Annotated in this window: 15 protein-coding genes; 4 read left to right on the plus strand and 11 right to left on the minus strand. The window is 33.8% G+C overall.

The annotated features are described in order from the left end of the window. Nucleotides 1–154: 154 nt before the first annotated feature. The gene (locus C1H87_RS01055; RefSeq protein WP_102754041.1) at nucleotides 155–2,974 is read right to left on the minus strand and encodes a M4 family metallopeptidase; all 2,820 of its coding nucleotides are present in this window, start codon (nucleotides 2,972–2,974) and stop codon (nucleotides 155–157) included. 276 nt (nucleotides 2,975–3,250) lie between these two features. Here C1H87_RS01055 and C1H87_RS01060 point away from each other — a divergent pair, with 276 nt between their 5' ends. Continuing rightward, entirely contained in the window at nucleotides 3,251–6,529 is a 3,279-nt protein-coding gene (locus tag C1H87_RS01060) for a hypothetical protein (RefSeq protein WP_102754042.1), read from the plus strand. Here the strand turns inward: C1H87_RS01060 and C1H87_RS01065 are convergent, their stop codons facing one another. The 6 genes from C1H87_RS01065 to C1H87_RS01090 all read right to left on the minus strand — a co-directional run bounded on the left by C1H87_RS01065 (nucleotide 6,530) and on the right by C1H87_RS01090 (nucleotide 14,976). Next, complete coding sequence (locus C1H87_RS01065) at nucleotides 6,530–7,087, minus strand: DUF4251 domain-containing protein (RefSeq protein WP_102754043.1); 558 nt, start codon at nucleotides 7,085–7,087, stop codon at nucleotides 6,530–6,532. Between the two features lie 56 nt (nucleotides 7,088–7,143). Beyond that, nucleotides 7,144–8,088 (minus strand): helix-turn-helix domain-containing protein, encoded by a 945-nt coding sequence (locus tag C1H87_RS01070; protein ID WP_158655082.1) that lies wholly within the window; start codon nucleotides 8,086–8,088, stop codon nucleotides 7,144–7,146. A 173-nt stretch (nucleotides 8,089–8,261) separates the two neighbouring features. Next, on the minus strand, nucleotides 8,262–9,356 hold the full coding sequence (locus C1H87_RS01075) for a type 1 glutamine amidotransferase domain-containing protein (protein ID WP_102754045.1): 1,095 nt from the start codon (nucleotides 9,354–9,356) through the stop codon (nucleotides 8,262–8,264). A gap of 301 nt (nucleotides 9,357–9,657) precedes the next feature. Then, entirely contained in the window at nucleotides 9,658–11,595 is a 1,938-nt protein-coding gene (locus C1H87_RS01080; RefSeq protein ID WP_102754046.1) for a ComEC/Rec2 family competence protein, read from the minus strand. Between the two features lie 414 nt (nucleotides 11,596–12,009). After that, a complete protein-coding gene (locus C1H87_RS01085; RefSeq protein ID WP_102754047.1) occupies nucleotides 12,010–13,287 on the minus strand; it encodes a hypothetical protein in 1,278 nt (425 codons plus the stop codon). Between the two features lie 222 nt (nucleotides 13,288–13,509). Further along, on the minus strand, nucleotides 13,510–14,976 hold the full coding sequence (locus C1H87_RS01090) for a metallophosphoesterase family protein (RefSeq protein ID WP_102754048.1): 1,467 nt from the start codon (nucleotides 14,974–14,976) through the stop codon (nucleotides 13,510–13,512). A 255-nt stretch (nucleotides 14,977–15,231) separates the two neighbouring features. Here C1H87_RS01090 and C1H87_RS01095 point away from each other — a divergent pair, with 255 nt between their 5' ends. After that, nucleotides 15,232–15,990: a slipin family protein gene (locus C1H87_RS01095; protein WP_102754049.1), complete on the plus strand. Its 759-nt coding sequence runs from the start codon at nucleotides 15,232–15,234 to the stop codon at nucleotides 15,988–15,990. Between the two features lie 2 nt (nucleotides 15,991–15,992). On the opposite strand, the gene C1H87_RS01100 is transcribed toward C1H87_RS01095, so the two are convergent. The 4 genes from C1H87_RS01100 to C1H87_RS01115 form a co-directional block, all read right to left on the minus strand. Next, the gene (locus C1H87_RS01100; protein WP_102754050.1) at nucleotides 15,993–16,817 is read right to left on the minus strand and encodes a GNAT family N-acetyltransferase; all 825 of its coding nucleotides are present in this window, start codon (nucleotides 16,815–16,817) and stop codon (nucleotides 15,993–15,995) included. 1 nt (nucleotide 16,818) lies between these two features. Beyond that, on the minus strand, nucleotides 16,819–17,208 hold the full coding sequence (locus C1H87_RS01105; protein ID WP_102754051.1) for a DUF3574 domain-containing protein: 390 nt from the start codon (nucleotides 17,206–17,208) through the stop codon (nucleotides 16,819–16,821). Between the two features lie 78 nt (nucleotides 17,209–17,286). Next, on the minus strand, nucleotides 17,287–18,390 hold the full coding sequence (locus C1H87_RS01110) for an alpha/beta hydrolase (RefSeq protein WP_102754052.1): 1,104 nt from the start codon (nucleotides 18,388–18,390) through the stop codon (nucleotides 17,287–17,289). A 20-nt stretch (nucleotides 18,391–18,410) separates the two neighbouring features. After that, on the minus strand, nucleotides 18,411–19,652 hold the full coding sequence (locus C1H87_RS01115) for a hypothetical protein (protein ID WP_102754053.1): 1,242 nt from the start codon (nucleotides 19,650–19,652) through the stop codon (nucleotides 18,411–18,413). Nucleotides 19,653–19,868: 216 nt separating this feature from the next. On the opposite strand from C1H87_RS01115, the gene C1H87_RS01120 reads away from it, so the two are divergent. Together C1H87_RS01120 and C1H87_RS01125 are read left to right on the plus strand one after the other, a co-directional pair. Then, nucleotides 19,869–20,939, plus strand: a complete 1,071-nt coding sequence (locus C1H87_RS01120) for a sensor histidine kinase (RefSeq protein ID WP_102754054.1) — start codon at nucleotides 19,869–19,871, stop codon at nucleotides 20,937–20,939. Further along, nucleotides 20,939–21,637: a LytR/AlgR family response regulator transcription factor gene (locus tag C1H87_RS01125; protein ID WP_233783285.1), complete on the plus strand. Its 699-nt coding sequence runs from the start codon at nucleotides 20,939–20,941 to the stop codon at nucleotides 21,635–21,637. The genes C1H87_RS01120 and C1H87_RS01125 overlap by 1 nt, the downstream gene beginning before the upstream one ends. The last annotated feature ends 30 nt before the right edge of the window (nucleotides 21,638–21,667 follow it).

Consider the following 21,667-nt stretch of genomic DNA (forward strand, 5'->3'; position numbering starts at 1 on the left):
AATAAGCAATCAAAAAAGAGAGATAGTATAATTGAAAAACGGATGTTTTAAAGCTTGCCAAACGGGCATTCAACAGGAGATTGAACTAGCTTTTTTTAACATCCGCTTTTATTATTTAAGCCTCAAGGACTTTTATGTGATGAACATGTTGTTATTATCGTTTTATGATTTTTACAAATTTGGTTTTTCCTTCAGTGTTAACCTGTAAAATATAGATTCCTGTTTCAAATTGAGACATGTTTATTTGAGATTTTCCTTTTGCGTTTATTAATAATTGCCCAGAAATATTCATTAATCTCAAATTGCTATTTTCTGGCAAGTTTTTAACATTTAGCATATGACTTACCGGAATTGGGAATATCTTAATATCTTCTAAAACAGGCTCAGATACATCATTATTTGTATCGATAAGAGTATTTCCATTGGTAGCAGCAATAATGGAGGAAACACCATTTGAACAGCCTTCAATTACGACATCATCTAAATAAGATCTATCGTTATTTACAGAGGCATTATGCTGAAATTTTAATTGGGTTGTTGTTGTGAATGGCCCCGAAATAGTTACTGTTCCAGTTTGCCTTACGTTATTTGATGGAAACTCACTTCCGCGAGCCCAAGACGCTTCTGTATTAAATGAAGCTCCACCATTTGTTGACATTTGTAATGAAAAGCCTTCCCCTATTTCCAAACCGGCAGTAATATAGCTGAACGTAACCGTAATTTCCTCAAACAGGGATAAGTCAAGGTTGTCTGTGGTAATATTGGCACTGGCTTGATCGTCTCTAAGTCTAACACATCTAACACCTGAATTGGCATAGAATTGATCGCTAGTACTTATTCTTGCATCAGATCCTCCGTCATTCCATATACTGGAAGAGAACCCGCCTTCAAAATCGTCTGAGTTGTATGTTGTATCAGTACAACCTCCTCCGCTACCTTCTAATGTAGTAACATCTAAAGCACTACTAGAAGCAGACTGGTTGCCTGCTGCGTCTTTCGCAATTACTGTTACTGCATATGTGGTATTGGCACTTAGCCCGGAAGCACTATAAGATGTAGAGGCTGTTAATCCATTACTAGAACCATCAATAAACACTTCATACTCTGTTACACCTACATTATCTGTAGAGGCTGTCCATGATACATCAAAACCAGACGCGGTAATATTAGAAGAAGCGAGCCCTGTTGGTACGGTTGGAGTTTCGGTATCTCCGCCTCCTCCAGAATAAGCAGCACCGACACCTACAGCGTACCAGGCATTGGTTACAGAGATTTCTTCTGGAGATCCAATACCATATAAATCTTGGGCTGCCTGAATTGTTACGACTCTAAAATCTGCGTATTGCGATGTGGGAGTTAAATCTGCAAGCGCAGCATAAACAATATCGCCTCCTTTATCTACACCAATAGCTGTTACAGCGTAGTTATCTCCATTATCGTTTGTGCCAGAGCCACCCAAGGTAAGTGTGTAGAACCAAAAATTACCAACACCACTATTAGTATGTACTCCGCAATAGTCGTTACCTCCTGCGCCTCCTTGAGGTGTAATACAGCCTTCTGATACCGATGCAGGTACCCAGTTTGTTCCTTGGTATGTGTCTGGTTGACCATATAGATTTGGATTTGCCATCGATCTTATTGTATATCCAAAATCATTTCCTAATAAATCAAGATCTTTATTAAGTCCATAATTTACATTGGCATAATGCTCTACACTCATGGCCCAAATGTCGCTTAAAGATTCATTTATAGCGCCTTGCTCTCTTTGATACTGTAAATTAGCGGTGTATTTGGTAACTCCATGCCCTATCTCGTGAGCACCAACATCCAGAGATGTTAATGGATCTGATCCAAAAATACCATCGCCATAAAGCATATAATCTCCATTAGCCCAACCTGCATTACCATAATTAAGGATGTTAACAAAATTGATTAATTCAGAACCAAGCCCGTCGTAGCTATTTCTACCGTGTTCATTTATAAAATAATCATAAGTAACCTGTGAAGCAAAGTGTGCATCTAAGGCAGCATTGTCCTTAGTGCTATTGTCATGTTCTGCAAGAGTCCAATTGTTATCGTTATCTGTATAATCATCATATACAAGTACTTGGCCAGATGATGAATTATTATAGTTAATAATTCCATTCCCTCTGGAGTAATCACGTAATCGGTACTCACTTCCGGAACTATCTGTTGTTAAACTAAGTGTACCGCTATACCTTGTAGCCAAAGTTCCTGTTGCCGGAGCTAAAGGGCCTATTGCTTCTTGCATCAACAGACTAACAAAGCTTTTTTGTTCCAGTGTCGTGTTTGCTCCTAATTTTTTCAAGCGACTCGCATGGCTGTGTTTGCCTGAATGCTTTATGCCTTCCATTATTCTAATAACATCACCAGTTTTTGCATCAACATAAGTATTAACCTCTTCATAGAAGTTTGCGCCTTTAATATGTAAATTATAGGCTAATTTCCATACATTTTGATCTGGGTCGATCGATAAAATGATTAACTCGCTCGAAACTAGGTCTATGGTCTTAAAGTTAAGTTTCTGTTTTGCAGATTGCAAAGCACCGTTAGTAGTAATAGAAGCTTTAACATCCATTTCTGGTAATACCATTTGATTGGTCGAAATCTTGGAGGCTTTTCCATTCTTGCTATGAATGGTAGCAATCATACCATCTACTTTAACACCTTTATAGTAGCATTGGTATTTTTCATGCTTTCCGTAGTTATCAACTACAGATGTTATAGGTACTAATTTGTCATTATTTTCAAGCTTTAGCATACTTCGTAATAATGCTTTGTTTGCTACGGGCGCATCATCAATTTTATCGTTTGGTGATGTTGCTTGCGTTTGCTCTTTTGAAATTTTAATGATTCTTTCTTGGGATACCCCATGCATTGTAGTACCCAATAGCACCAAAATAATGGCAAAGTTTCTTGTAGTAAGTTTAAAATTGTGTAAAGTTTTTCTCATGGTCTTTGGTTTTAAATTAATATTTATGAGTTATTGCTTCTTTTAAAGTTATGAAGGATTTTTCATATTATTTTGTGGTTAAACCACAAAATAATCATCCTGAATATGAGACCTATACAAGTTATTCTTAACTTAATTTTCTTTCAAAACCCACCTTAAATCAATTCTTTATTTCGTTACAGTTTAGTGTGAATAATTTAACATTAGTTTTGAAGGAATTTACGCTCTTAATATTTATAATTGATTATATTGTGCTTCAAATCAATATTTTATAGAATGACAGGTTTTTCAAAAACAGGATTGAATTATTTTACGAATAGTAAAATATCTAAATACCATTTTCGATTTTTATTGGGGTTAGTTCTTATAATGGTAATTATTGGAAGTTTATGTGTTATACCAGGTATGATTGATTCTCCACAATTCACCACTAACTTATCCCCTAGTCAAGTTGAGGAGTTATTAATAGACAACCAATCCCTTTATGCGTACTATGCTTATTTTATACTAGATTTTATTTTTGCTTTTTTATTGGTGTGGATCGTTTGGAAATTGGTATATAAATTTTACCAAAAATCGAAATTTACAAGGTTTGGAGAGCTCTGCTTTCATGTTTTTACAGGGGTAGCTATCTTGGCGTGGGTTTTCGATACTATTGAAAATGGCTACTATTTGTGTTTTGAATACAACGAAACCATAGTCGCTATTAAAACAGGATTGTATGCTTTAATCTTTCTCTCTACTTTAATTGTTATTGCTTATCAATACTTCCAAAGTTTTTTTCCCACTTTTATTGGGTTTTTAAAATCTTCTATATATAGCCTCCTTATTTTAGCGGTAATTGGTGTTTTTCTGCCTAGGGCTCCACAGGTAAACTCTATTGTTGTTAATCTTTATGAGAAACCGCTAAACCTTGTATTTTTACTTTTAATGGCACCTATATATGCTGTGGTTTTAGCACATTACCCCAGTTATTTCAATATTGATGGAAAACTACGAGACTGGTACAAAGCTAAGATCAGACTTGGTTTGTTTAGTACTATTATGTACAAAAGCAAGGCAAAACCTCCAAATAGTGTTGAGCTTGCTAAAGAACAAGAAAAAAAAGAGAAGCCGGTCGTTGTTGGGTATTTAAACTTTTTCTTTAGGCTGCTTGGCATCTTATTCTATTGTGCTTTATTTTATTTTGTGGGGTATACTTCTGAAATAAATTTTGATTGGAAAGTTTCTATTTCAAGCATTTGTATGGCTCTTTTTGGGGTTGGTACTTTATTACTTTACTATTTTAGAAAAGAAAAAAACAAATGGTTAGATGCTAATTATCACTATTTGTACGAAAGCTTACCGGATTTCTATGATGGAGATTATACGAGAAAGCAAGAGCAAATTATTCAGGACAACGGAAATGAAGTTCAAGATAAGACTTTAGAAAGTGAAAGTGACGAGAATACGCCTGACGCTGATGATAAACTTATGGCCATAAATAAATGGATAAACCAGTACTTAGTTGTTTTATTAATTACTTTTTTAGCTCATATTAGCCTGTTCGTTTTATTCTATACCTCTACCCCTAATTATTCCTGCACAATTGCAGTTGGCAGTCTTATTTGTATTGGAATGCAAATGATTACTTATGTTTATTATAGAACCTTCCGCTCGGTTTTTAGGTTTACTTTCTTTGACGAGAAGAATTCTGTTGTTCTAAACGCTTTTTATATTTTAAGGGTTATTGATGTTAAAACACATGTAGGCGAGAAAAAAGTAACCCAAGAACAAATAACAACGTATAAAAACAAAATTACAGACTTTTTTGATAAACATGATTTCGTTAAAAACAATATATTGTTTAAGTTTTTTAGAGCGCTTTCCTTTGGTGCTTTAAGCAATAACATTGTGTACCTTCAAGTAACTGTTTTTATTGGTTTTCTTAATGCCATATTCATTCTTGTTATAAATATTAATGATTCGGCAGCGCTTATTTTCAATCCCATACTTATCATTCTGTCATATCTTTTCTTATTCTATGGTATCTTAGTTGGAATCACCAAAAACTTTATTTACTATAACTTCTCCCGCGAAAAGTTTGCGATTAGAAATAAATCGCGGTTTAATTTTTTACTCTTCATATCCTTTTTTGTGTTATTTGGTGCCAATAGATTAGGAAGAGCTTATAGTAATGAACTTTTTACTTTAAATCTCATTGAAAATAGTAGTCTTGATGAACATGTTAGTTTAATGCAATATGTGGATAATCTTCCTAATGATGATTCTACCAGGTATTATATTGGAGCTTATGGCGGCGGCATGAAAGCCAATGCTTGGACTTTAACTGTATTAAATGAGCTTTACGAAAAGGAAAATACATTTTTTGATAAAACTATAGGGATTTCTGGGGCTTCAGGAGGTACGATTGGCTTTATTAATATGGCTGCCATTATAAATGGCGTAAAAGATCAGCATAAATGGACAAATAGCATTGACAGTATATCTACATCAGACATTTTATCATTAGATATTACTCATATTTTAGGAAGAGATTCTTTTAATCATTTGTTCGTGCCTTATTTTGATTTAAGGGGGTATGATCGTTCAACCAAGGCAATGAATGTTTATGCTGAGCTTTCGGGAAATTGTGACCAAATTTGTAAACCGACCTCTTATAGGGAGTTTTGGAAAACTCTTTACGAGAAACAAGGTAAGCGTTTCCCCGTTTTAATAGCTAATTCAACAAATGTTTTGGGTAATCAAGGCATGGCAGTAAGTGTGAAAGTAGACGACTCTAACTTGGAATCGTTGCTTTATCACGGTGCCAACAATGTTTTAGACATTAAGAAAGATGGCGCTTATAAAACATTAAGTTATTATGATGCTGCATCGACATCTAATAGGTTTCCCGGAATAAGCCCAGCGGCTAAAATTGAAACAATCGGGCATTTTAACGATGGTGGCATCTATGAAAACTCCGGATTGCTTTCAGCTTATAAATTGTTTAAGGCCATTAATTGCTATGAAGATGTAAAAGATTATAAGGATTTAAATCAGAAAAATGTTTTTATAAATATAGTGAATGATAAAACCCAATATATAAAGTATACTGTAGAGAAGTATGTGAAAGAAGATCCGGAATTAAAGGGTATTGCCGTTAATGAAACAAATGATAATACCGAAATTAATGCTATTTTAAACTCTGTAGCGTCTACAGAAATGATGCCTCTTTATATTAAGAATGAATTGCAACGTATTGCTGAGAAAGATTCTCTTATTAGTTTTGAAACAATTTATTTACCTCACAGATTTACGGTAGAAGACATAAAATCAATTTACGGAAAATCGCTTGATTTTGGAAAAGGGGTTGATTCGACTAATATTACGATGCATAAATATGTCATTAGAAATGATGACACAATTAGAACTTATATTGGAAAAAACACACCAATAATTGAGCCTCCAATGAGTAGAATGATTACTAAGAAAGCTCATGATTTTATGAAGAAAATGCTCAAGCATCCAACAACCAGTAAGGCTATAAATAAAATATTAGGCAAAAGTGATTAATTATTCAACCTCCTCTTCTTGAGGAATTGGCTCCAAACTTCCGGAGTAACTAATTGAAAATCGAGAGTTTCCATTTAAAGTCATATGTGTTTTTAAACTAGGAAATAGTTTAATGTACACTTGAAAACTTTCCGAGTTACTTCTAGCCTGAAACGTAATAGCGTAACTGTTGTCCTTATTTTGAACTGCTTCATAGTTTTCTACAATACCTTTAAACTGTATGGCGCTATCGCCACCATTATAAGCTATTTGCATCTGTCTTTCTCCAAAATATGGCAAAAAGGATGAGATGCTATCACCATTTATGGTCAAAAAATTATCGTTTCCAATTAAAGAAATTGCATTCGCCGTACTGCCCGGTTGCAACAACCCGGAATTAAGAACTTGCTGCATCGCATTTGTTACTTGTGGGTAAGCCCAAATAGACTCGATATTAAACTTTTTGTTTTTTACAGTAGTACTTAAAAAATCAATTTCTGCCTGGGTCGCTACAGTTTTAGATGACTTACAAGAGTAAGTCATGATAATAATGCCGATAAAAAAATAAACAAATCTCATTTTTATTAGAAATTAAACTGTCTCTAAGTTACAAAATATTTACAGGAAAAAATATTTTATTCAATATCAGGATTGTTAAATGTCTGTTTTACACCCTTTTTTCTATAGGCTGAAGGCGTGGTGTCTTCAAACTTCTTAAAGGCACCATTAAAGGAAGACAGGCTGCTAAAACCTATATCGAAAGCAATTGAAGCTATGGTGTAGTTTTGATGGTTTACATCTAAGAGCATTTTTTTTGCATCTTGAATACGGTAATAATTTATAAAGTCATTAAAATTTTGTTTAGCGTATTGGTTTATAACTTCGGAAGCTTTTTGTGTACTAACCCCTAGCCTTTTACTCAAACTTGAAAGCGATAAATCCGATTCAAGATATAATTGCTTTTCTACAATTAGTTTAGATATTCTGCCAAACAACGATTCATTATCGTTCTTTTTAAATACATCACCATCAATGTCGGTTATTTTTAATTGAAAGGCTTTATAACTCAGAAAGTAAACTGCAATGGAGTAAACAATAGGCCCTGTAATATAGGGGATTGTATTTTCTATAATATTTAAAAAATACGAAACCCAAATAACAATAAAACCTATAATTAGCACATGCAACCATTCAAATATGGCTTTTTGGGATTTTGTTAGTACTACTGCTTTGTACCTCTTCTTAATTTTATACAATAACCTACCGGATATAAATATATAGAAAGCAAAGTGCAGGTAAATAAATATAAGCACACTACCAAACACAATGATGGCCTGTTTGTTGTTTTCATCAAACCAGTTTTCCTTAATAAAAAAGCTCATTATAAATACCAAAGCAAAGGGTAACACTTCTAGTAAATAGCGGTTCGAAAATTTAAAACTAAAATGGGTCATTCCTAAAACATACCATCTTAATAAGGGGCCAATGAGCAATAAAAAAGCTAGTCCTGCGAAAATAAATAGAGGCTCTAAATCGTTGCCAAAATTAAGCATCACCGATTTACCAATTCTAAAAGCCATAAAAATGAGAATTAGCCCCAGCAGAAGGTTTGGTAATGTTCTTTTCTTTTTAATAAAACATAAATAAACGGCAAATAGCACCCCATGCAAAAGTCCTGCACTGCTTATAATAATAAGAAGTATTTCCGAAAACCCCAATTAGCTTATTTTTATCAAATTTAATTATATTTTTCTTATACGGAACTATGCTTTTTTGCGTAAGATGTTAAACCAATCATATCGAAAAAACGTCCGATATCTCCTTTCATAGCTGCAATTATACTATGTGATGCTATTAGTACCCTTTTTATCTGTTTCTTTTCTTTTACAGACATGGTTTTTATCATGTCTTTAGCTTTATCTGTCCCTTCTGTTTCATAAACATGCAGAACTTTTACCGCATTTTCTTCGGCAGTAATTTCCCGGTGTTTTGGTGTATAGCCTAATTGTTTAATCATAGTTTCTGCTAAACTCCAAGTAGACCAAGGGTTTTGACCTGTGATAAGGTTTTTATGATGACTGATTTTTTCCAAATACATCGGGCCTTCATTAAAACGAGCCCCTTGAGAAACGAGTTTATCTTGCAAAAGAAAAGGAAATAACGATTTTGCATCTGGTATGAGTAATAGTTCTTCATCGTTTGTAAAACTGCTTACCATTTTATTTTCTAATAACGGGGTACCATCATCTAAAGTCACATTAACCAATGCGGCTGGACCATGACAAACAGCTCCGACAACTTTATTGGATTGATAATAGTTGCGAACTATAGATTGGATGGCTTTGTTCTCTGGAAAATCGAACATAGCTCCCTTTCCACCTACGAAATAAACAGCTTCATAGTCTTCTGCTATCACATCTTTTGTTGGTATGGTGTTGCTTGTTTTAAATTGTGCAATCGAATCGTTTAAAAAGGCATAATCGAAAACTCCCATATCGTCGTCATCTATAATAACACGTGGTTTACCTCCTAACGGACTGGCTACATCTACTTCGAAACCATTGGCTTGAAACACATAATAGGCACGTGATAGCTCTGTTAATTCGTAGCCTGTTTTCTTTCCTTCTGCCCCCATAGTATTTACACTGGTAACCACGGCTAAAATTTTACCTCGTTCGGGTTGAATGTTTTCAGAGAGGTATGGTAAATTTTTTGCTAAAGTAGTTTCTACATTAATCTCTTTTGAAGGTATTAAACTCATAAACCATACTCCAAAAGAAACAACTATAAGGATTAAACAGGTTATAGAAATGAGGATCCATTTAAGAATGCGGTATTTTTTAAACATAACAGTTATTTTATAATTATTGGGCTAAATAAGGCAAAGTACCCCGTAAACACTGTCGGAATGATAATTCCGTCAGAGTAAAATATGATTTTAAAGGTTTATTAAATCTTATGAAGCGTATGTGTATTTAAAGATTTAACATAGATCAAACTAGCAGGCATAATGGGAAAAAAGAATTTGCTGTTAAGTAATTTCAAGGGAATTACTACCCCATAAATAACGCAAATTGATGGTGGGGTTAATATAGAATTTGAAGAAGGTCAAACTATAGATTTTTAGTATACGATCTATAATGAACTATTTAAAATCTGGCAGGAAACGTATGTATAGTCCATCCTTCACCAGATTCTTTCATTGTTGCACACATAATGGTTTCTCCATCAGTTCTTACATTTACCAAACCATAATGGTTTTTGGTTAAAATACGGGTCTTTTTAACTGGTTTAGTGCCATATTTAATGGAAAACAGTTTATGCACACTTTTATAATGGTATTGTGCATTGGTGTTAAATACTTGATGTGCCGTTTCTGTAGATAATAACAGTGCTTTTTCGCGATCTAAAATGTCTTTTTTAAATGCCTTTTTTTCATTTTTATCCATAATATCATCTAACGTATCACGTTCATCTTCAGAAAGTAGTGCGCTGTTGGTAATGTTTCTCTTTTTTAAAGCTAATATGGCTTTGTCGGTAACCGAACCATCATTATTTGGGTGGTTCTGTATTTTTATATGACTAACCTTTCCTAGAGAAACCGAACGCTCAATTTCGGTCATATAGATTAATGGCGTTCTTAATCTATCGTTTTCCAAATCGACATCCATATGCCCCGTTACTGCACTAGCAGCAACTATTTCTGGTCTGGGGTGTGAATAACCCTCAGCATCACCCGAAGAAATTATGGTAGCTCCAGCGTTGATGTGCTTTAAAAACTTATAAGATATATCATGACTGCCGTGATGACAAGCTTTGGCTACATCGCAATTAAAATTATCTATTCTGTCTCCATAAGCTTCAGAAAGCCAATTCATACTCGCTGTGTTTAAATCGCCTGTTAATAAAATACGTGCATTTCCGTAATCGAGACGCAAACATATACTATGTCCATTTTTATTCTTACCAGTATCACCAAGATCTTTTAAGGCTATTTTTCCATTTTTATTCTGGGTTACAGGTCCTAAAACTTTAATGTTGCATGATACATCGTCTTTCCATATTTCTGGTAATTCCTTATTATCTGCAAGATCTTCAGCCTTTACTCCTACTCTAAAAAATGGTGTTTGCTCTTCTAAGGCTAGAATTTTTTTTATAAAACTCTTCCAATCACCATTTAAAGTATCTTCATTGGTTTTATTCATACAACGTTCGGCATCTTCCCTATCCTCTAAAAGTCTCACAAACCAACCGTCGTCGGTAGGTCCTAGTTTGTCCTTATGAGTATTGTCTTTTTTTACCCATGTAGACAATCCAGCATGATAAAACGCTTTGGCTTCAAAATCAATACAATCAATTTCCTCGTCAACTTCTGGATCCCGTTTAATCATATCCCAAAGCCCTCCATAATGGTCGGCGTCGCAATGAGAAGCCATCATAGCATCCAACCGAATACAATAATCGCCGTAATCGAAAAAGAACTTCCAATCAACAAAATCTGCAGCATTTTTACCTGTCATTTGGTTGACACGTTCCAGACCACCATCAATTAGCATATGTTTCCCTTCGGGAAATCTTACCAGAAGACCATCGCCTTGTCCAACATCAATAAAACTAACATCTAGAATCCCATTTTCTTGTATAAGGTATGGAGCTAATTTACCATACCAGCCTCTAGCTCTAACGTGACATACATCGGCTTCTCGCTTTGTAATTTGAATTAAATCACCCCAAAGTAATTCCTTTTTATATTCTGTGTTTTTTAATTTTAATCTTGTTGTATATGGCGATTTATTATCGGAAGGATCTTTTGCCAAAAACCCAATTTCTACAAGGTGCCAGCGCCTAACGAATCCTTCCTGTCCATTATAAATTGTTTTTGTCCAAGAATCTGAACCAATGCCGTCTGGAAGTATAACTTCATCACCCCATTTTAAAGTTTTAAGAACTAAGGAATGCTCATCGGCTTGTTCGTATAGCACCGTGGTAAATGCTTTCCTGAAGATTGAACGGTCTTTTCGTTCGTGTTTTTTATTTTTAAAGAAACCATATTCATCACTATAAGCTCTTATCCATCCTTTTGCCATAACTTTTAATTTTTTAATAATTATTACACATTAGTTAGCAACTAATAATTATTTCTAAAAAAATATAGCTTTAAAGATAGTGATGATAAAAACGTCCTATGAAAGGGAATCATCAATATATGGTTATATTTTTTACAGGGAGACAGTAATCATTGTAATAAATAAACTACAAAATCAAATATACGAAAAATATATAAGCCTTATGTTTTCAATGAATTACCCTGTAATACACATATTAACATACATAATGCCTCTGATACTATTTCGTTAAAATCGTTTAAAGTAAAACGGATAGTTAACTTTAATGAGAAGTATATTAAGTATTAAGTATTATTTAAAATGCAAATGCCAGAGTAAATTTTACTCTGGCATTATTAAAAACTAAATAAGTTTTTGATGCAATAAAGGCACTAATTAGTTATTAAGTGCAAATACGCTAGCTTTTACTTCAATTTCTACAGGATCGTATAGATAGAAGTCGCTACCATTAATAGCACTGTTGGGATTATAAGTAATGATCTTTTCGTAATTAAACATCGTTCTAAACTGAACATTTACTGTATAGGTAGTAATACCAGGGTTGTATGGCGAAGGTGTCGCCCAAATTAAATTACCCGGAAAATTAGTTTGAATGTATAACCTTCCTTTTTCACCTGTATGAATATCATTGTCTCCTCGCAAGCTAATATGGGAATAATAGTTTATCGGATCTTTTTCTGGAGTTTTCGTAACTTCAATGTTATGGGCAATTACACGACTGTGTGTTATAGGGTAATTTCCTTGGTTTGTAAAGCCAATAACATTGTTGAAGGTATTGGTTCTAGATACTGGTTTTCCATCATTTATGGTTACGCTCGACTCATCAAAAACAATAGGGTTTTTAATGTCTACATAAACATAATATTCATGATATTTAGATTTATCGCTATTGTAAACTCTAAAAAAAACTCGGTTTGGGTATTTGAAGTTTAAAACAGTATCTTCTTTTAGTTCTTTAAAATCTGCATGATCTCCATTTATATCCGTATGGTATGTAATATAACTTCCTTCAAAGTCTACCGTTGCTACCAATTTGGAAAAATCGGTTCCATCTGGTACTGCTAATGCTGTAACAGAAGAATTAAAGTTACCGAAGTTTCGTTTTCTTATATCTGTAGTACTTACATCTTCATCAAAACCTTCATTTTTAGCTTTTAAAAAACTAATCTTACTAATTGAAATTTTTTCATCGGCTGGATCAATAACTATATCCTTTACAGTTACCAAAACGTCGTATTGCAGTAAAACGGAGTCATCTTTAGTAGATCTTATGGTATATGTTATCATTTCTCCTGCAACAATACTTTGTTCTCCTACTTTTGGAGAAATAGTAAAATCTGAAGTTTTAAAACCTACCGCTTTAAGGCTAAATTTAGTAATTGTAGTATAATCCAGTTCTATGGTAATCTTTCCTTTTTCTTGGGGTATACCGTTAGTTAATTTCGGATTTTTAATTGAAGTATCTTTATTGTGATGTTCATCTATTTCCGATAAAGTAAAGGTTTCAAATAAAGCTTCTTCAAAATTCACAGAGCTTCCAGAAGGGGTTTCTCCATCGGGATTGGGATTTGGGTTATCATCACTACTTTCACAGCTTAAATAGAATAAATTTATTGTGATTAATATTAAGGCAATACATTTCTTTATTGACATAGCATAAATAGGTTTTTAATTGAATGTTGGGTAAATTTTTGGTGCAAATTAAAGGAATTGACAAAGCTTTTTAAATAAATTATGGTGAATTTGCGATTTTTGATGGTGAATAGGCTAAAATTCTAATTAAACTGAATATTGCTTGCATGGTTTCTATTATATTGAATTAAGAGCGTAGTAGGATTACATTTTACTCTTAAACTATTTTGAATAGCAGAAAAGTTAAGATTCGTTTTTACCTAAATGCTTTTGATACACCGGTTGTGCCTTTGAACTGGTATCGTAAAATTGCTCTAAAATACTGTTAACAGCACCTCCATTGGACTTTAATGTAAGCATAGCAAATCCGTTATACAATTCTTTTGGTTTATCGGTTCGCTTATTTTGGGCTCTCCAGGTAATTGGTTTGTCTTGCAAAGATTCTCCATCTCCATATGGTAGTGCGGCATGCCCCAAACAACGTGCATAAGTTGTTGTAGAAAAGCCATTGCCTTCTCCATTCTTATCTGGAATATGCATGGGCATATCGTAAACTATACCATTATGTACATGTCCCCAATACCAGGCAAATGGATCATCTCCTAGGACTTCTCTTATTTCGCTCCATAAAGGAGAAACCGAAGTACAATCATCTGCAAATCCGTTATGATGTGAGAAAACAATGGTTTTCTTTGGATCTAATTTCAAATTCTTAATCCATTGACTTTGAAAACCAGAAGGCTTCCCTATACTCCCTATCATAAATGCATCTTTTACTTTTCCCATATAAGCAGTATCTAGTCCTAGCAACGTATATCCATCAAAATCTAACGCAAAACAACTTGCCCCATACTGTGCTACAAAAGGTGTTCCGGCTGATTTGAGTGCATCGATAAACAAACCATTAGCGCCACTGTACATTTCATGGTTTGAATTGAGTGTAAATGATTTACCTACATAGCCTTTGGGCCATAAATCAAGTAGGTTTTTATACTCTTCTCCCAGAGAAAAATAATGTTTCCCTTTACTTGGTGTTCCCGAATAATAAACATCACCCAGATGCATTATGTAATCGGGTTTTAAAACCGAAATACGAGCCATCACTTCTTTTGCTGCCAAATTTCCAGCACCCCAATCACCAAGCAAGGCTATGGAAACTGTATTTTTCTGTTTTCCTTCTATCTTGATACGCGGTGGTGGCGTGGTTGGAAATTTACCGTTATTATACCAAAGAAATCGAGAGGTCGTTTCAACTAGATTAATAAACGCAATAAACCATCCTTGGTCGTAGGTTGCATATTTTTCTATACTTAAAACACTCCCATCCAAATAAATTAATTCATCTCCATTCTTAAAAAAGTCATAATTCGTTTCATCTATTTTTGAATCTGCTAGCATATAGTTTAAAGCTGCTATAACAGCTAAAATTGCCAGAGCCTCACCAAGTGTAAAACTACTCAAATCTATCTCTTTCGGATTTTTAAGCCAATACAGAAATAATCCCAACTCTATACTACCACTTCCCTTCTTAAAATCTTTTGGTGGCTTTGGTCTATTTCCCTTCCATACTTTTTTCTCAATCATATAAATAATGAGCTCATATTCACAATAAGGCAAATAATTCAATAGTTTCTCAATGTCAGATTTAATACTTTCATCAGATTCTATTAGCTTTTTAAATTCTTCGATTTGTTCTTTTGGTATATCCATGAGTGTTTTTGTTCAATTTACCTAAAAACGTTTACACAACGCTGTGGTTTATCCGCATATTTTGTGGTTATAAACATATAATTTATAACGAGATTTTTTAATACCAGTTTACTTTAAATTGCTTTTTAAGCTCCCTTTTTTTTCGTATCTTAAAATGCTACTTTATAAGTATTTAGTTTATGTGAATACTTAATGAATTCTGCTAGCTATTCGGGCTATAATGCAGCTAAAATTTTAGACTAAATTTTTATAATCATGAATCCTATACAAATATTAAGTGTTGTTATTATTATTTTCCTTTTTGCAGGAATACGTATTGTATACGAATATAAACGAGCTCCAAAATTTAGATTTGGTAAATACATCAAAACCTTGAAACCTGGTTTTAGGTGGGTTATCCCAATCATTGAAACGATTCAAATAGTAGATATTCGGGTTATTACCATTAACATCGTTTCTCAAGAAGTGATGACGGAGGATAACGTACCTTGTAGTATTGATGGGGTGTTATTCTTTAAAATTAACGACCCGGAGCGTGCTGTATTAGAGGTTGAAGAATACAAATTTGCTATTACCCAACTGGCACAGGCAGCTTTAAGGGATGTTTGTGGTAAGGTAGAATTGGATACTATTTTATCGAAGCGCGAAGAGATGGGTAAAAATATAAAAAGTATCGTTGAAATAGAGACGAAAGAATGGGGTATCGATATTAACGATGTTAAGATTAAAGATATTCAGTTACCAGAAAATATGAGGCGTATGATGGCAAATCAGGCTGAAGCCGAACGCTCCAGACGTGCCCGCATTATTTTAGCTTTGGCAGAGGAACAAGCGGCTGGAAAATTACTTGAGGCAGGTAAACTTATAGATCAATCGCCATCTGCGATTAAACTAAGACTTTATCAAACTTTATCGAATATTGCGGCCGAAAAGAATTCTACCATCCTTTTTCCTTTCCCTGAGGAAGTGTTACCAAGGAAAGCAAATAATAAGAAGAAAAAGAAGAAGAAATAAGTCTAATCCAAACTAAACGACATCTCATATTGATCTACTGTATTTTGTAGCCCTGCAATGTTTAGAGCATTAACTTTCGAGGTTAATTGCTCATCAACATTATTGATTTTTATGGCATTAGAAACATTGCTTATGGCTTCAAATAATCTATCCCAGTTTTTAGGACTATCATTTAAAACATTAAACTGGGCTATATAGCCATTTTCGGGATTGATAATAAAATAGGACTCTGGTTTACCATCTGCGAGCACACTATAAAAATGATAATTCCCTCTAGCAATGGTATTAATATGATTGTCCCAAGAATAGGTGTCTTGATGTAGTTCTCCCCAGGTAAAATATGATGCGTCTACTTGTTTTAATTCAAAATTGCTCACGCCATCTTTAATACCTAAAGAACCGCTATAGCATTTATAGTTTTTAGTGATTTTAAAGCCAATACGTTCGTAAGTCTTTATGGCTATGGTGTTTTCCTTAATAACTTCCAATGTACATTTAAAAATGCCTTTAGATTTTAATTCTGGAATGGCATGCTTATATATAGTATTGATGATGCGTTGCCCTCTATATTGCGGAAGAACTCCGGTGCCTGTATTAAAAGCGATTAATTCCCCATAGCGTTCGTCTATTGCATTGATGATAAACCCTACCAACGTTTCGTTGTCGAACATGCCATAAGATAAATCCAAACGTACTTTGGCCATTTTCCAACGTTCCTTATAAAATTGATGATCTGTTGGCATTTTTACAAAGTAGTTTTCGAATGCTTTTAAAAAACATGCCATAAGTTTAGAAAACTCGATATGATCTAAAGGTTTTACTTCCATATTAAAATGATGCTTTTACATGGGTTTGAACTTTTAGAACCGACTCTTGATGGAATAACCTTTTATAGTTGTTTACTAGATTAGCAATGTCTGTGCTATCTTTTTTGGTACCTTTATTTATATAGATTATCAATTTACATTTTTCTGAAACGGTAATATTGCTAGGATTCGTCCAAAATCCATTACAATCCACCTCTGTATAGCCAGGCAATACGCTAAAGTATTTAGCTTTAAAATCTTTCCATTTATCTTCTGTTATTTCAACATTGCCTTCAGATAACCCGAAATATAATTCTGTTTTAACATAATTAAAATTAGATTTTGCTGAATTGCAAGAAACACCTATTCCCACAAAAATAACAATAACAAATAGTGTTATACACCTTATCATAAATACCTATTTCATTTACAATAAAGATAAATGATATTTCAATCTATACAAGAAACAAGAAGTAAATATTACATAAAATCAATCTAAATGTTTGTTGAAAAAATTAACAATAACTTGGTAGGCCTCTCTAGATTCTGGTAATTCTGTATTAGCCAGAAAAACATGCCCCAAACCTTCCCAAACATGGAGCTCTGCCTCTACTCCTAGTTTTACAAGTTGTGTATGGGTATAAACTACCGAACTGAGATGAAAATCGCGGGTGGAAACAATCAATAACGAGGGTGGGAATTTAGACAATATCTCTTTAGAATTTAAAGGCACCAATAGTGGATCTTCAAAATTTGGGTTGGTGCCGTAATAAGGTTCGAAAACGGTAAATGGTGCTATACCATTGTATCCAAGCGTAGCAGAAACCATATGCATGGAATCTGTTTTGGGACGTGGTTCTGCCGCTGCCATACAAATAATTCCCACCGCCCCGGGAAGTGGCAGGTTTTCTTTTTTAAGAAACCATGCAAGTGCTTGTGTGGTTAATGCGCCACCAGCAGCATAACCGTAAATTCCAATATTTTCAGGCTTGTACGTTTTTAAAAGTGCTTTATAAACTGCCGCTACGTCTTCGCTTGCTGCAGGAAACTGATGTTTTGGTCCCATCCGATAATCAATACTAATAACCTTGATTCCTCCTATTGATGCTATGGGAATAGATTCTACCCGACTAGCGGTACGGGAACCGTATAAAAATGCACCAGAGTGTAAACTAATTAAAACACGATCGCGGTTTTCTTCCTTAACACCTCCTGCGGGCGTAAACACCTCTGTATATACTCCGTTTATGGTATCTATTTCCATGTTAACATCGTATCGATTTATAGCGTTACGATACAAAGCTGTTGTATAGAAATGTTCGCGACTACAATCCTCGTTTGCTAATATCTGTTCCTTACTTGGATTTTCGGGTAGCGGACAAACTACCGACCATTGTTTAGAGAGTTTCTTTTCTTCTTCCCGTTGCCTTTTTATAACGGCTCTACTCTCATCGCTAAGAAATGATGATTCGGGTAAAATGTATGCGGGTACATGAATGGTTCCGTTTTCCTTAATGGAAAATTCATGATGTTTATTTGAACATGCTCCAAGTGTAGCAAGTAAAAACAATTGTAAATAGATTTTAAGTTTCATTTTTATGGTTTATTATTTAACTAATGGACATAGCTTACTTTAACAGGATTTTTTAAGCACTTATAGTAGTGTTTTATGGTCTTTACAGGATCTTCTTCATCAACCTTAAAAACGATATAAGCATTTTTCTCACTGTATTTGCTACCTTTTGGAACGAACGTATTCTTACTGTCGATGAGTCTCCTGTTCCAATACCTTCCCGCATTAGCGCTAGCCGTAATTTTTGTGTGCTTATTCTGGGTAGGCGAAATTCCTCCATTAACGTTTTTATTATCATAGTACAGCCTTATAGAACCGTAAGCATAAGACTTTGTTTTGTTATAAAAGATTAGCCATGGTGCGTCGTCTGCTATTGGGCTGTTTTCCAAATGGCTTATTGTATTATCATCGTAAAGAGGCAAATCAATCACTTTACCACTGCGCCTAGGAAAAACAACATGGGTAAACAAGCTATCCATGGTCATTTCATCATTTCTTAAAAGATTTAAAGAGTCACTATCTTTAAAAATGATTTCACTATTAAAAATTAAATAAGGAAGCCCTGCATATAACTCGTAAGTTCCTTTTATGTAAATGTTCTCATGGTCTTTAACATAACCGTTCCTGGATAAACTAAAAAGATAGGGTCCTTTGGTAGACGCAAAAAGGGAATCTGGTGCCGTAATATGCGCCATAGTTTTATAGGTCATGCCTTCCTTGCAAAAATTTGGCGACCAGTGAATTTTAAGATTCGGAGATTTTCTCTCTAATACCACATCGTCCAACCCCTTTAATGAAATACTGCTTAAATGACCTGCTGCTAATGTGTCTTGCTTATAACCGACAAATGCCTTAAAAGAAGCCGAAAAGTATTTATTATCGACTATAACATCTGGTATATCTCCAACGATCTTTAAGTCGGTGTCTGTTTGAATATGCTTATTCAATTCTGGCTTAATTGTATATTCCTTGGTTTCATTTTTCTTAATTGAAATTGGGAAAACAATTTGTGCCTCTTCATCTGTTGTACTTATAATTTGAGCACAAATTTTCTCTTTGCTCTCTTTAGAATAAACATATATTTTATACCCCTCTTCTTGGTAGTGTTTCTTAAACGGTAAACTTATTTTAATATACTCCAAAGATCTGTTTAGCCCTTTTAATTCAGCGACCTTTATGTTTAAAGGAACCGGACGATCTCTTTGGCAGCCTAATACCATAAAGCCTAGTAGAGTTGTAACTATAGCCACATAGTTTATCTTTTTAATACATCGTTTGTTCATTAGTATATTCTGTTTGTTATTGCCAAATCAAAAATAGACTGGGAATCGTTACGATATTTAATTAGTGGATTATTAGTCGGTTAACGCCATTAGAAAGAGCTTTTCGATCAATTTGTAGTTTTATATGCGTAAAGGCCTTATTTATCACCATCAAAAACAGTTTTGTCTATATTTACAATACAATGCCCCGTATAATCGTATTTTAGAAGATTAATCATGGACAGATCAAAACCTAAATATTATTTTTTAAGCACACCTGTTTTTAGACATTTAGTGTTTTGGCTAGGAGTATTTTTATACTTTCTCTTCTTTATAAATTTCTCTAATTATAGCGGTTACAGGCAATTATTCGAGTTTACTACTGCTATCGTTAGCTTGCAAATAATTACGGCTTATACCAGTATTTACTTTTTAATTCCTCATTTTTTAAACAGAAAAAAAACAGTTTTATTCGTTCTTTGTTTTATCGTTCTCTTAATTACTATGTATGCCTTGTATATCTTATTTAAGTGGTATTATTACGATCCAAGGTATTTTGATTATTACAACCCTATTCAAAAAGCGGAAGCTGAACAACCATTTTGGAAGCGGCTTACAAGTATTTCTGCTCTTTTAAGCAAATCGATTAAATTTTTAACACCTGCTGCTCTACTATTAATGGCTCGTTTTTACAAAAATCGTCAGAAATATTTAAAACTCAACGAGCAAAAAAGAATAGCTGAACTAACGGCTTTGAGACACCAGCTAAATCCACATTTTCTGTTCAACACCTTAAATAATTTGTATGCTCTCGCTTTGAAAAAATCTGATGAAACCCCAGAGGTTATCGAAAAACTATCGGATATTCTAGATTATATGCTATATCGCTGTGAGGACACTTATGTTCCGCTTAACAAGGAAATTGAATTGATAAAGAATTATTTGTCTTTGGAAAAACTGAGATATGGAAAACGAGTGAATATTACTTTTTCGGATCAAATTGATAAGGACGTAAAAATTGCTCCTTTATTATTGCTCACTTTTATCGAAAATGCTTTTAAACATGGCGTAGTTCAAGAATTGAATGAGGCTTTTATTTCAATAAAAATTAGTTTAGATGAAAATGAGATTATTTTCAATATTTTAAACTCCAAACCTAAGCTAGATATTGAAAAAGATACCATAAAGGGTATTGGTTTAAGCAATGTTAAAAAGCAATTGGAATTATTGTATGGCAATGGGTATTCTTTGTATATTAATGATGAAAAGGAAACCTATGATGTAACCTTAAAACTTGAAAGTAAATAATGTATAAGTGTTTAATTGTTGACGATGAAGAATTAGCCAGAGAGCTTATACAAACGCATTTAGCGCAGCTAAGCGATTTTGAACTAGTGGCTTCTTGTGCCAGTGCTATTGAAGCTAGTAAAATTCTGCAACAGGAACAGATTGATCTATTATTTCTGGATATTGAAATGCCTGTTTTAAAGGGTACCGATTTCTTTAAAAGCATGATTAACAAACCGAAGGTTATTTTTATAACGGCTTATCGAGATTATGCCTTGGATGGCTTTGAGCTAAATGCTGTTGATTATTTGTTAAAACCCATCACTTTTTCACGGTTTTTTAATGCCCTTGAAAAGTTTAAAGCGCATCATCTGGTAACTCTTAATTCAGAAAAGACGATTCAAAACGAACAACAAGCGGCACATATTTTTGTTTCAAAAAACAGAAAAAAAGTTAAGATTGCTTTTGATAACATTTTATATGTTGAAAGTATTAAAGACTATATAAAAATTCATTTAGCAGATGAGCTTATTACTATAAAATTCGGTATTTCTGCCTTTGAAAAAGAATTGGATACTCGTTTTATACGTATTCATAGGTCGTATATCGTAAATCGTGATAAAATTACTGCTTATACTAAACATGATGTTGAAATAGGTAAAATAGAGCTGCCAATTGGTGATAATTATAAAAAGAATATACTTGATTCTTTTTTTTAACATCATAAAAATATTAAGCCGAGTAATGGC

Source organism: Flavivirga eckloniae (genome assembly GCF_002886045.1).
GTDB classification, from domain to species: domain Bacteria; phylum Bacteroidota; class Bacteroidia; order Flavobacteriales; family Flavobacteriaceae; genus Flavivirga; species Flavivirga eckloniae.